At 48.5% G+C, this 12,430-nt stretch carries 12 protein-coding genes; 4 read left to right on the top strand and 8 right to left on the bottom strand.

Annotated elements, in window-relative coordinates:
• Positions 1-52: 52 nt before the first annotated feature.
• The 8 genes from ABC831_RS26490 to ABC831_RS05540 form a co-directional block, all read right to left on the bottom strand.
• On the bottom strand, positions 53-298 hold the full coding sequence (locus ABC831_RS26490; RefSeq protein WP_425524568.1) for an IclR family transcriptional regulator domain-containing protein: 246 nt from the start codon (positions 296-298) through the stop codon (positions 53-55).
• A gap of 107 nt (positions 299-405) precedes the next feature.
• Positions 406-1,320, bottom strand: coding sequence for a sensor histidine kinase (locus ABC831_RS05570; RefSeq protein ID WP_343247259.1), 915 nt, complete (start codon positions 1,318-1,320; stop codon positions 406-408).
• Positions 1,321-2,058 (bottom strand): ABC transporter permease, encoded by a 738-nt coding sequence (locus ABC831_RS05565; RefSeq protein ID WP_343247258.1) that lies wholly within the window; start codon positions 2,056-2,058, stop codon positions 1,321-1,323. It lies immediately after the preceding gene.
• Positions 2,059-2,071: 13 nt separating this feature from the next.
• Positions 2,072-2,767 (bottom strand): ABC transporter permease, encoded by a 696-nt coding sequence (locus ABC831_RS05560; protein WP_343247257.1) that lies wholly within the window; start codon positions 2,765-2,767, stop codon positions 2,072-2,074.
• Positions 2,760-3,683, bottom strand: coding sequence for an ATP-binding cassette domain-containing protein (locus tag ABC831_RS05555; protein ID WP_343247256.1), 924 nt, complete (start codon positions 3,681-3,683; stop codon positions 2,760-2,762). Before ABC831_RS05555 ends, ABC831_RS05560 begins: the two co-directional genes overlap by 8 nt.
• 121 nt (positions 3,684-3,804) lie before the next feature.
• Positions 3,805-4,491, bottom strand: a complete 687-nt coding sequence (locus tag ABC831_RS05550; protein ID WP_343247255.1) for a response regulator transcription factor — start codon at positions 4,489-4,491, stop codon at positions 3,805-3,807.
• A gap of 99 nt (positions 4,492-4,590) precedes the next feature.
• Positions 4,591-6,132 carry a response regulator transcription factor gene (locus ABC831_RS05545; RefSeq protein WP_343247254.1) on the bottom strand — a complete coding sequence of 514 codons (1,542 nt, stop codon included), beginning with the start codon at positions 6,130-6,132 and terminating at the stop codon, positions 4,591-4,593.
• Positions 6,104-7,858, bottom strand: a complete 1,755-nt coding sequence (locus tag ABC831_RS05540) for a sensor histidine kinase (protein ID WP_343247253.1) — start codon at positions 7,856-7,858, stop codon at positions 6,104-6,106. The genes ABC831_RS05545 and ABC831_RS05540 overlap by 29 nt, the downstream gene beginning before the upstream one ends.
• A gap of 265 nt (positions 7,859-8,123) precedes the next feature.
• Here ABC831_RS05540 and ABC831_RS05535 point away from each other — a divergent pair, with 265 nt between their 5' ends.
• From ABC831_RS05535 to ABC831_RS05520, 4 genes are all read left to right on the top strand, one after another.
• Positions 8,124-9,509, top strand: coding sequence for an ABC transporter substrate-binding protein (locus ABC831_RS05535; protein WP_343247252.1), 1,386 nt, complete (start codon positions 8,124-8,126; stop codon positions 9,507-9,509).
• A gap of 100 nt (positions 9,510-9,609) precedes the next feature.
• Positions 9,610-10,491 (top strand): carbohydrate ABC transporter permease, encoded by an 882-nt coding sequence (locus tag ABC831_RS05530; protein WP_343247251.1) that lies wholly within the window; start codon positions 9,610-9,612, stop codon positions 10,489-10,491.
• Complete coding sequence (locus tag ABC831_RS05525) at positions 10,491-11,321, top strand: carbohydrate ABC transporter permease (RefSeq protein WP_343247250.1); 831 nt, start codon at positions 10,491-10,493, stop codon at positions 11,319-11,321. The genes ABC831_RS05530 and ABC831_RS05525 overlap by 1 nt, the downstream gene beginning before the upstream one ends.
• 17 nt (positions 11,322-11,338) lie before the next feature.
• Positions 11,339-12,418: a peptidylprolyl isomerase gene (locus tag ABC831_RS05520; RefSeq protein WP_343247249.1), complete on the top strand. Its 1,080-nt coding sequence runs from the start codon at positions 11,339-11,341 to the stop codon at positions 12,416-12,418.
• Positions 12,419-12,430: the final 12 nt, after the last annotated feature.

Below are 12,430 nucleotides of genomic sequence, written 5' to 3'. Positions count from 1 at the left end.
CGGTGATCAGATTAGACAGCAGTAAGCGGGCACTGTGGGTCGGTATAGCGGTCTATGGGACCTGTAGATTCAATGCGGCAACCGGATTACTGGTATAATAAAAAAGCGGGACGGCGATACAGCCGATCCCGGTGGCATAACATTCGATGTCTGTACCATAGCTCCGGTCCCGGGTGGCACGTATTTTTTCCGGCAGAGGATCAATCTCACAGACAGTCTTTGCCGTGCTCTTTTTCAGTGATTTTGTGACTGCCGGGATGAGCGCCTTTTGTTTGGCCTGCGGCAGTAAGGAAAACAGGATTTCCCGCTGGCGCTGAGGTTGACAGGTATTTTCTCACCTAATTTTGCGATTATGGTAATTGCAGACCGGTATCGGAGGTATGGGACTGATCAACACGTTGTGCTTTAAAGTATCAAGCGGATGCTCAGCACCCCTGCCGTCACCTCCGCCGATATCCGGCCATCCAGCTTCTCCGTCAATAATTTGACAACGGCAAGTCCTAACCCGCTGCCGCCGCTGTGCCTGGAGGTGTCTCCTGTATAGAATCGCTCAAACATTCTCGTCGTATCCAGATCCATATCATCCGGTACCGAATTTTCAATGCAGAAAAGAATCCGTCCCTTTTCAGCCTGGGAAAGACGGATTCTTATATAGCCGGCGGAATACCGTATCGCATTTGTCAGAAGGTTTTGAAAAATCCGCTCTGTCATATCGCGGTCAGAAATAATAAAAACGGAGTGATCCGGCAGTATCAGATCGGGACGGATGCCCCTGCTCTCCATGGCGGGGGCATTTTCCGTGAGCAGATCGATCAGCAGATTGGAAAGGTTGATTCGTTCCTTACGGGGGATGGTCTGCTCGGAATCCAGTACGGAAAGGTCATAAAAAGCGCCGATGAATTCCTTCATCCGCTCCGCCTTACGCAGGAGCGTCTCCACCCGGTTATTTTGCTCTGGTGTCAAGCCGGACTTATGCAGCAGCTGCAGGTGCCCGAGAATGACCGTCAGCGGAGTGCGCAGATCGTGGGAAATATTGGCAACCGATTCCTTCAGGTGTTCTTCATGGCGCAGGGCCCGGGCTACCGTATGGCGCTGCCGGGTATGGTACCGGTTTAATGTGCCTGCCAGTTTCTCTAAGTCCCGGTCCATCAGGGAAATATCCAGCATTTTATCCGAAACGCCCCCGGCCAGATCACATAGCTGTCTGTTCAGATGACGGATTTGTTTTTTCAGCATGAGATGCCTGAACAAGAGAGTCAGCAGCAGCAAAGAAAGAACAACGATTATAAATGTGCCGATACCGGTCACCTTCCTTCCCAATCATTTCAAATCACATTTACAAAACAACCCCCAGGACAGGCTTAACAGTGCCGCTGTCCAGACGGCGGCTACAAGGAAAGCGGGAACGGTAAGAAAACCGGGCATGCTTATGGCTTCCCGGATTTGAAAAGTAGGTAAAAAGGAAACCGGGAGCTTTAACATCAATCCATAACCCAAATACAGGCTGAGCACAAAAGTGACAACAGCTGTAACCGCCACAGCTTTTGCCGCATTCTGAAAACAGCAGCAGAAAAGTATGGGGATCAGAAAAACCGCGCTGTTCAGCAGAAAAGAATAAAGGACCGCTTTGCTAACATTGTATAGGAACAGACCTGAACCGGCAATCCCGAATCTTACGAATTCACGGATACAGCCGGAAACCGGATAGACAAGCGCCATGAGGTTAAATGCAGCCAGATAGGAAACGATCTTACTGATAAAAATCTGCCTGCGGGAATGTCCTGCGCAAACCTCCTGGCTCAGAGTCCGGCAGGAAAATTCCTGACCAAAAATCAGTGCAATCAAACTGGAGATGAAAATGAGCAGAAAGGTAGAGTCATAGACCATCCCGATAAAAATATCGGTGAGGGATGTGGCTGCGCCGCCCGAAGGCCCCATCACCTCCGGAACATAAGTTTCCGCGGTCAAAAAGCCAATCAAAAATACACCCAGCATACCAAACCAGTAGGCCCGATTGCGCAGCAGCTGGTACCGTTCCATTTTGAGTAAGTTGTTCATATGGGTCCCTCCTTTATTTCAGATCACAGCGGCGGAAACTGACGTATGCACCGGTATATAAGAGAACGATCCATAAGGCATCCACACAGAAAAACGCCGTTTTTGATATCATAGGCTCCCGCATTGCCAGCAGACGGAGCTGCCCCATCGGTAAAACAGCGGCGAAGGCTTTCGAATGCCCACTGTTCAATGCGATAATCATCAGGAAGTAGACCGCCATAGGCACTGCTAAGGTTCTGGCGACATCCTGGAAAATAAAAGCACAGAACACAGGCAGCATACACATGGCAAAAACCGAGGAAAGGATAACCGCGCCTTCGGCCAGAATGCCGGACGAAAAGCGGGGACCCCCATTTCCGATCAAACCGGCCAGGCCGTGTACAAGCAGCGGGAGAACCAGCAGGAATGCACAGGAAGCCTGGTATATGATGGTTTTCGCCAACAGCACGGTACTTCGTTTGTGACCTGCACTGACAAAGCCGTGCAGGGTCCGTTCTGAGAAATCTTCGCCCACGAAGAGCGCCGCAAAGACAATGGCCAGGAAATAGAGCAGAGGGGTATTATAGAGGGATGCATGAAACAGGCCGAAGACCAGCGGTTTACTGTCCAGCAGCAGAATACTGCTCAGTATAAGTGAAAACAGGGCCATTCCCCAAAAGCTCCGGCTGCGCGATAGTTTGTAAAATTCTGCTTTCAATAGATCAGTCATGTACTTTTCCACCTACTTTACTCAGAAAATAGTCCTCCAGGGTATCGCCGGACAATGTCAGGCCGGTGACAAGCAGGTGCGCGTCTGACAGGACCGCTGCCACCTTTTCCATCTCATCCAGGCAGTCATACAGACGGATCGTCCCATCCGGCATGAGCTGCAGACGGTCGGTGTTCAACCGGTCTTCCAGTACCAGCAGCGCTTTTTCCACATCTTTTGTCCGTATGGCGATATGACGTCTGCAGCGTTCATTCAGTTCACGGTCAGATATTTCTTCGATAATTTTCCCTTTGTCAATCAGAATAAACTCAGATGCGGTCTGATAGAGTTCTTCCAGTATATGGCTGGATACCAGTATGGTCATGCCGTATTCTTTGTTTAAGGTTTTCAGGAGCTTCCGGATCTTAACGATACCGGCAGGGTCCAGGCCGTTAATCGGTTCGTCCAGGATTAAAAACTCCGGCATATGCAAAAGCGCAGAGGCAATGCCCAGCCGCTGCCGCATTCCCAGCGAAAAGTTCCGGACCCTCTTTTGGCCGGTTTCCTTTAATCCCACCAGATTCAGACATTGTTCCAGAATGGTCTTATCCGGTATCCCGCGCTGGATGCGCTGCACTTCCAGATTCTGTCTGGCAGTCAGGCCCGGAAACAGGGCTGGGGTTTCGATCATACAGCCGATCCGCTTCCGCTGTTCCTGCAATTGGGAGACGTTTGATTTTCCCCATAGGGATAAGGTGCCGCTGTCGGGGAACGCAAGTCCGGTCACGAGCCTGAGAAGAGTGGTCTTGCCGGCGCCGTTCTGGCCGATAAAACCATATATGTTTCCCCTCTCAATGCTCAGATCTATGTGATCCAGGGCAACGTTCTGTTTGTAGGTCTTTGTTAACGCCTGTGTTTCTAAGATAACAGAGCTCATAGGATCATCCTCCTTCTATCCGTAAGTTTAAGCAGTAAGCTTAAAGAATTTCTTAAATCCGTCAGGAAAACCATAAAGAAAGGATTAAATACAGTTTAAATAAAAAAGAAAACTAAGGGCTTCAGCCCTTAGCCTTGTGCATGCGGTAACCAATCCCCCAGACCGTATCGATATATTCTTCATCCGGGCAGATCTCTTTTATTTTATTGCGCAGATTGCTGATATGTACATTCAGCGTATTGTCCTCGCAGTAATATTCAGCCTTCCATACACTCTGATACAGATTTGCTTTGGAAAAGATTTTATCCGGATATTTCATCAGCAATTCCAGAATGGCAAATTCTTTGGCTGTCAGGATCAGTTCCTGCTCCTGAAGGTACGCTGTGTTTTTGCCGACATCTAACAGCAGATCTTTATAGGTAAGGCGATTCAAAGGCTCGGCCTGATAATGAACCCGCCGCAGGTTGCTTTCGATCCGGGCAAGCACCTCTTCCATGTCGAAAGGTTTCGTTATATAGTCATCGGCTCCCAGCCGCAGCAGATCGATCTTGCTGCGGGTAGTCTCTCTGGCGGAGAGAATAATGACCGGAACGGCTGACCACTCTCGTATCCCGGCGAGAACGTTGTCGCCGCTCCGATACGGGAGCATAAGGTCAAGCAGGACCAAATCTACCGGAGTGTCCCGCATATATTCTAGTACATGGAGCCCGTCATACAGACAATGGGTTTTATAACCATTTTCCGTTAGAAAATCTGTCAGGAGCTGATTGATCTCCAGATCATCTTCCACGATCAAAATCCGGTTCAATTGTCATCCCCCCTGTCTTTATCAATAATCTTCCTCAATAAACATGATTATACTCTGTATTTCCATTCTCCACAATGCCTGATCGAGTTTCCCCGGTGATCAGACGTCCTCATCAGATTCTCCCCCAACATATTTCTGAATATACTGTTTTGGTGACAGGCCGGTGGCTTTTTTGAACACCTTACTGAAATAAAACGAATCCTCATACCCGACCAGCGCAGAGACATCTTTGATCTTTAGATTGGGCTCCGTGCGGAATAGATTTTCCGCTTTCTGGATACGCAGAGACGTGATATATTCATAAGGGGTCATGTTCTTGAATTCCCGGTAGATTTTGCTCAGATAAGCAGGGGTAAAATTAAACAGATCCGCCAGCAGCTGGGTGGTAAGCGGCTGGTTGAAATTAGTCCGGATATAATGATCCACCATCAGGACGAACTGTTCCCGGCCTCCGCCGGAAGGCTGCGAATCCTGCTCATTTGGAAACAGATCCATGAACAGGGACAGCACATTTTCCAGCAGCATGGAGTAATCAGACGACAGCATAACCGCATCATTCAGTACATCCGCGTACCGGTGGAAGCCGTTTGCCTGCCTGGTTTTGGAATAACAGGTATCCGCCAGCAGATATAGGTATTTGATGACCAAATGCTGTGGGCAGTTGTGTTTTTCCATATATCGGAGCAGCTCTTGAAGCTTATTCCGGAATGACGTGATGTGTGACTGCTCAAATAATTCCGCCAGGGAAGCGGTCATTTGATCCAATGCCTGACACAGTTCCTTAGATGGTGCGGGAGGATTCTCCTGCCAGATCAGCAGTCTGGATTTCCCGATGATGACCTGTGTGCTTAAGAACTGATGCATTTCCCGTATGGATTTCCCAATGGTACGTATGCTCTGTTTTTCTTCAATCCAGACCAGTGTCACGGGAACACCATGGGACGTTAGCGACGTATAGAGGCGGTTCTGGAACTGCCGGATATCATAATCTGTTTTATCCTTAAAATCATAGATTATATTTAGAACCACATCGCTCTTCTCGTCTATGAGCCAATAGGAGTCCTCCGGCGGCAGCAGTTCCTGCAGGATTTCTTCCAGATGGATTTTCTGCCAGAGGCTGGAGGGCGGATAGGCGAAACTGGTTGACATAATAGGAAAGGCTCCCAGGCAGACGGAAGATACGATATGTTTCTGGCTTACGGAGTCCGCCGGCGTTTCGGATGCCGAAGCGGAATTCTTCAGCTCATAACGGATCCTGTCACCGCCTTTTTGCTGGTAGACCCTCTTTAAGACATCCAGCAGGGCGGGAATGTCGATAGGTTTTAACAGATAATCAAAGGCGCCCAGCCGGATCGCCTCCTGCGCATAATGGAAATCGCTGAAGCCGGTCAGGATGACACAGGGAATATGAGGGTAGTTGGTCTTAATATGCCGAATCAGATCCAGGCCGTTGACAAGCGGCATCTGGATATCGGTGATCACCAGGTGGACCTCCTGCGCGTGATTTTCCAGATATTCCATGGCTTGCTGGCCGTTATACGCACAGGAAGTAACGGCGAACAGATCGGTATTCCGGTTGATCGCATTTTTGATTCCCCGCAGGATCGGGGGTTCATCTTCCACTAATAATATATTCAGCATCACAGGTACCTCCTATCAGGATACAGGTTCCGCCAGACTCAGGACGGGTGATTTCACAGGCAATGTTATCTTTATAAAGTAATTTCAGGCGGACAATGGTGTTGACCATTCCCATCCCTCCCAGGTGAAGTTCCGACAGGTTCGCGGCCGGATTTTTCAGAAACACCTCCACCTTTTGGCTGATCTCATCGATTTCTTCGGGACGGATGCCGATTCCGTTGTCAAGGACACTCAAATACCATTTTCCCTCATTGAGCCAGCATTTAATTTCGATCTTCCAGGGCGGGGGAGACTGCTTGAATCCGTGCTGGAAACAGTTCTCCGCCAGCGGCTGCAGGCACAGCTTCGGGATCATGATCGAGAGGGGAAGCAGGTCCGGAGCAATCTCAATTTCATAATCGAACATGTCCTCATACCGTATTTTCATCAGCTTCAGATAATCTTCGGTGTGCCGGACTTCTTTTTCCAGCAGCACGTAATCCTCTTTGTAGGTTGAATTATACCGGAGCATGTTGGCCAGATAATCACAGATATTCCCGATGGAATTCTCGGGCAGTTCCCAGCTGATGGTTTTGATAATAGTCAGCATATTATACAGAAAATGCGGGTCCATCTGGGCCTGAAGCGCGATCATATGAGCGCGCATTTCGTGGGATTTTAATTCCACGATGCTCTGCATGGAATCCTCCAACCGGTGGAACATTTTGTGAAATGCCTCATTCAAATGTACGAATTCATCGTTATTATCTTTGGTGGATACCTGGAGGGACAGATTGGACATGGATACGCTGTTCACGGCCTGGGTCAGCGAGAGCAGCGGCTCGGTTGTTTTCTTGGCGATCAGAAAGATCAGTCCCAGGCTGATGATCAGCATGACAGCGGCCACGGCCAGTATTGTCAGGATCACCGGCTTCAGAAAATCCGTCAGGCTGGACATGGACTGAGTGACCGTGATCAGTACACCGCTGTAGTCGGAATAATAGGAGGCATACAGGCCGTCTTCATACAGGCCGCTCATGACAGAGGTATCCGTTCCGGTGCTTCGATGTTGTTCCATTTCCTCCGTAAGCGGGTAATTGTCTCCCAGCGGATAGATCTGCTCCCTGTCCGGGTTCAGGGCGTAGCTTGCATAATTCGGATTCTTCATCTTCAGGATTTCCTGGAATTCCGAATAAGCGCATTGAATCTCTACGATTCCCAGGACGCGGTGGATATTGTTCGGATCAGTGATCTCCCGGTAGACTGACAGGGAAGGCGCCGCCTCTTCCGTCAGGTAATCATCATATAGATTGCTGATGGAGCGCTCATTGTGTACGATCGGCAGCGATTGATACCAGCCCGCGTAGTTTAACGATGAGATCCACTGGTTTATCACCTTACGGTCAAAGGGGGTACCGATGGAGACAAATACACGGTCCTCGTTAAACAGGTTGATCCGGAACTTGGAGGTCTTGTTCGGAACTAAAAAAGAGGTGAGAGTGGCTCCGATCTCGTTTTCTACCTGAGGCGCGGTATAACCGCTGAACCGCGCTTTGCGGAAACTGTCACGGACCTGGGGATTCGTAGACACATACAGCGCGATCTGATCCATGTCGGATAATAAACTCTCGAATTCCTTGGCTGTTTTGTAGGACAGCTCTTCCAGGGAATCCGTGGAGCTGTTGACCAGGTTCTGATACGCATAAGTGGTAAATAAAAAGATGACGATTATGATAAAGATTATCATCACAAGAGAATAATAAATAAACAGTTTTTTGCGGAAGCGAAGGTGTTTCATGGATGGTTCCCTTTCCTCGTAAATTGTGATTTCATCAGGTGTTTTACAGATCTGTTCTGTGCAATTTGAATAAATTAATTACCTATATTATACAGGAAGTGACATATTTGACAATGTGATTTCACTTTTTTACAGGGTTTTGTTTAGAATATTACATGTTTTCAGAAAAGCAGGATGATTATAATGAGGATAAATCGAAAGGAGGATACAAAAAATGAAGTTGAAAAAATTAACAGCATTGGGACTGGCTGCGATCGCTGCCTTATCACTGATCGGATGTGGGGAAAAAAAACAGGAGGAGCCGGCAAACAAAGAACCGGCACAGGAGGACAGCAAAGAGGCGGGTGCTGGCAGCGGCAGTGAAGCGGCGGATACCGGTGCGGACAGCGCTGCGGGAACCAAGATCTCATTTCTGACCTGTCAGGGAAAATTCAAAGAAGAATACCGGACCATGGCGGCAGAGATCAAGAAAGATCACGGAATCGAGATAGATTTCCAGGTAGTTCCGGACAATGAGTACTATTCGCTGCTGAAAGTAAAATTATCCACCTCTGAGGTGCCGGATGTATTTGAATACAATCTGCCGACCAACAACGAAGAAATCGGCGCAGCTGAATTCTGTGAGGATTTAAGCGGTGAGTCCTGGGTGTCCAGGCTGGCAAATCCGGACCTGATCAAAGATTATAACGACGGCAAGATCTACGGTCTGCCGAAGGAATCCTCATCGGGCTACATGGCCGTCTATTATAACAAAGAGGTCCTGACAGCCGCCGGTATCACCGATCCGAAACCCAAGACCTACGAGGAATTCCTGGGGATCCTAGATACGTTAAAAGAGAAAAGCAGCGATGTCATTCCATTATATATGACAAATAAGGATTCCTGGACAACCCAGATCTTTATGACATGCGGATATCCGGTAGCCCTGGACGCTGCAGGCGGGGAGACCTTCCAGAAGCTGCTGAACAATGAGATCTCATGGACGGATGTGCCGGAATTCAAACTGGTACTGGATAACTATCAAGCTTTATTTGAAAATGGATATACAAATGAGGATTATTTATCAGCCACTTATGACACCGCTGCAGAAAAGATCGCAACCGGTAAAGCGGCCATGTATCTGAGTACGGAAGGATTTGCGGCTGATATCTATGGAAAGTATCCGGACTGTGAACTGGGGTCCTTCATTATCCCCTACAACGATGTGGATAAGATGGCGACCGGCGCTTATGTACAGGGATTGTTCGTTCCCAAGGCAGGAAAACAGGTAGATAAAGTAAAAGAATTCCTGAATATCTGGTCCGACCCGAAATATCAGGATCTCTACTATAAAACCCAGCCCGGCTTCCCGGCCTACACGGATGTGGACGGAGGAGATGTGGTACCTTGTGTACAGAACCTGGTTGACACCTACATTAACAGCGGGAATTATGTCTATCAGATTAACGACCAGATGGCGGAGTGCAGCACCGTATGGCCTGATCTGTGGAACTACTATAATGAAATGATCGCCGGAACGAAATCCAGTGAGGAAGTATTAAGTACCTGGCAGAAGCAGTATGTAGACTTTATGCAGCAGCAGGGCCATGAAGGATTCTAATACGTTTCGCTGTCAGTAAAAACAGGAATGTGCATGTAGAGAGTGTCTGGATTGTTTATAAGAGAAGGGCACTCTCTTTTTTAAAGAAATGGAGGAAGTTATGGATAAAAAATTAAAAAAGTTTTATCCAAATTATTTTACGATTCCGGCTGTCGTTCTGTTTGTGATATTTTTCGCGGTGCCGGTGGCGGCCGCGTTTGCTCTTAGCTTCACAGACTGGAACATTAACCGCCTGTTTACACCCAAATTCAATGGAATCGATAATTTTGTTTATCTGGTACAGGATGAGTATTTTTTGCTGGCTTTGAAAAATACATTTAAATTCGCAATTATATCAACCGTACTGATCATCGTGATAGGGCTGCTTCTGGCGCTGCTGCTGAATCAGAAATTATTCGGAAAGAGTTTTTACCGCACGTTGTTTTACCTGCCGGCGGTATTGAGCCTGATCGTAGTGGGAATCATGTTCACGGCGGTACTGCGCATGGGGGATGGGGTATTGAATCAGCTGCTGGGCGCACTGGGGCTTGAGAGCCTTCAGCGGGACTGGCTGGGGAACCCGAAGACAGCGTTAAACTGTGTAATCTTCGTGCAGATCTGGAAATGGGCCGGTTTCGCTATGGCGATTTTTTTGGCAGGACTTCAGGGAATCCCGAAGGATTTTTATGAAGCGGCCACCATCGACGGTGCGGGAAAGTGGCAGCAGTTCCGAAATATCACATTTCCGCTGCTGGCACCGGCATTCACGGTAGTGGTCACGATGAATACCATCGGAGGCTTCAAAGTATTTGAACAGGTCTATGTCATGACCGGAGGAGGTCCGGGAAATGCTTCCCAGGTACTGGGGACCTACATATACCGGGAGTTTTCCAAAGGTTCCCTGGGACGCTCCACCGCGATGGGTTTGATTTTATTCCTGATGATCACGGTGATTGCATTGCTCATCAACGGATTATTAAAACGGCGGGAGGTTGAGATGTGATGACTTATAAGACAAAACAGCGGGTTATAACGGTACTGCTGTCCGTTTTTATGGCATTGTTAAGCCTTATCATTCTGGTTCCGCTGTTCATCATGATCCTGGGATCATTCAAGGATGCGGCGGAGGCACAGTTGTTTAATCTGAAACTGCCTTCTGCCTGGCATTTTGATAATTATGCCCATGTCATCCATTCCGGCGGAATCGCAAAAGCGTTCTTTAACAGCACGGTGATCACGGCGGCGGTAACACTGATCGTCATACTCTGCGGAAGCTGCTGCGCGTTCGTAGTCAGCAGACGGCCCTCCAGATATACCAAAGGCGTTTACGCGCTGTTCCTGGTGGGCATGGTGTCCCCGCTTCAGGTAGTCACCACGTTCGGTCTCTTGAAAATCCTGAATCTGACCGGAACCTATCTCGGTGTTATCCTGATCATGACAGCGGTACAGCTGCCGTGGACCATATTTACGCTGACCGGTTTCATCAAGAACGTGCCGAGGGAACTGGATGAAGCGGCATTTATCGATGGTTCGTCGCCGCTGCGGATGTTTTTTCAGATCATCCTGCCGCTGCTGAAGCCGATATTGGCTACTGCTGTGGTATCTACGGCAATGGGAGCCTGGAATGAATTCATGATTCCGCTGTACTTCTTCAATACTTCAGAAAAATGGACGATGCCGCTTACGGTCTATAATTTCTTCGGCCAATATCAGAGCAACTGGAACTATGTGTTCGCGGATCTGGTTCTCACAGCACTGCCGATCACATTACTGTATCTCTATTGTCAGAAATATGTGGTTTCCGGGATGACGGCCGGCGCGGTAAAAGGCTAGGGGAAACGGAGAGCTGTATGAAAAAAAGAGGGAAATTATTTATGATCGTTTTTCTTCTGTTAATCGGGATAACTGCCTGTGCGGGATGGTATGTATTTGCGTCGGATCAGACGGCGGATGCTGAATCAGACATGATTGCAGCGCTTGAGATCTTTGGCGGTCCTGTAGAGATGGAGGAATACCAGATGCTGTTGGAACGCCAGAAGTCCGACGTGTATGCCTACTTTACTGCGGTGCACAAAATACAGCCGGGCGATCTTTCCTGGGACCGGTCTTATGGAGGAGAGGTGCCGGTGGATATGCTGATGGAACGGACGTTTGAGCAGCTGATGCAGAACCGGTTTATATTTTCCAGAGCAAAAGAGATGGGAGTACTAAAGGAAGGCAGCTTCCGTGAGTTTAAGGATATCTGGATAGCAGAGCGGGAGCGCAGAAAACAGGGAGCCAATCAGGAAACGCAGCAGGGGCTAAATGCTGGTGCGGTGGTCTATGGACCGGTGGATATTGAGATGTATGAATATTATGACTACTTCCTGGAAGAACTGAAAGGGATCATTAAAGAAGGTTTATGGGATAAGGAGCAGCCGGCGCATCCGCAGCTGGAACAATATATGCAGGAACATAAGGAACTCTATGGGAAGCCAAAAAGCGCGGAGGCAACGCGGCTATATACAGAGGCGCAGGACGGCGGCCCCGGATATGAGGCCTTGCACCAATGCCTGGAGGTCCTAACAAAAGGAGGCACAGTCGGGGAAGCTTTGGAGAAGGCGGATGGTCTGGTAAAAGAGGAAGACATCCGCATCGATGAGGAGAGCTATCACCATGACAGTAATGTGTACCCTGCACTCCGGGAAAAGATATTACTCCTGCAGGAGGGCGACATCACTCCTGTGACGGAAAACGCCGCAACCTATGATATCGCGGTTATCAATAAGACAGAAGAAACAGGGTTTTACACGCTGGAAGAAGTGTATCCAGCGGTAAAGCATGAGTGGGTGGAGGACTTATATCAGGCAGAGTTTAAAAAGTGGAATGAGACAAGTGAAATCGAAGTGAATCAGGATCTGCGCCAGTGGATTCTGGAACGTTATATATAATGGAGGAGAAGG

This window comes from Diplocloster hominis (genome assembly GCF_032380655.1).
GTDB classification, from domain to species: Bacteria; Bacillota; Clostridia; order Lachnospirales; family Lachnospiraceae; genus Diplocloster; species Diplocloster hominis.
This window is presented reverse-complemented; position numbering and strand designations above follow the sequence as displayed.

Coding starts and splice junctions, on each gene's coding strand:
- ABC831_RS05545 (WP_343247254.1), bottom strand. CDS start 6,132: ATGCTGAATATATTATTAGTGGAAGATGAACCCCCGATCCTGCGGGGA.
- ABC831_RS05530 (WP_343247251.1), top strand. CDS start 9,610: ATGGATAAAAAATTAAAAAAGTTTTATCCAAATTATTTTACGATTCCG.
- ABC831_RS05540 (WP_343247253.1), bottom strand. CDS start 7,858: ATGATAATCTTTATCATAATCGTCATCTTTTTATTTACCACTTATGCG.
- ABC831_RS05525 (WP_343247250.1), top strand. CDS start 10,491: ATGACTTATAAGACAAAACAGCGGGTTATAACGGTACTGCTGTCCGTT.
- ABC831_RS05520 (WP_343247249.1), top strand. CDS start 11,339: ATGAAAAAAAGAGGGAAATTATTTATGATCGTTTTTCTTCTGTTAATC.
- ABC831_RS05555 (WP_343247256.1), bottom strand. CDS start 3,683: ATGAGCTCTGTTATCTTAGAAACACAGGCGTTAACAAAGACCTACAAA.
- ABC831_RS05535 (WP_343247252.1), top strand. CDS start 8,124: ATGAAGTTGAAAAAATTAACAGCATTGGGACTGGCTGCGATCGCTGCC.
- ABC831_RS05560 (WP_343247257.1), bottom strand. CDS start 2,767: ATGACTGATCTATTGAAAGCAGAATTTTACAAACTATCGCGCAGCCGG.
- ABC831_RS05565 (WP_343247258.1), bottom strand. CDS start 2,058: ATGAACAACTTACTCAAAATGGAACGGTACCAGCTGCTGCGCAATCGG.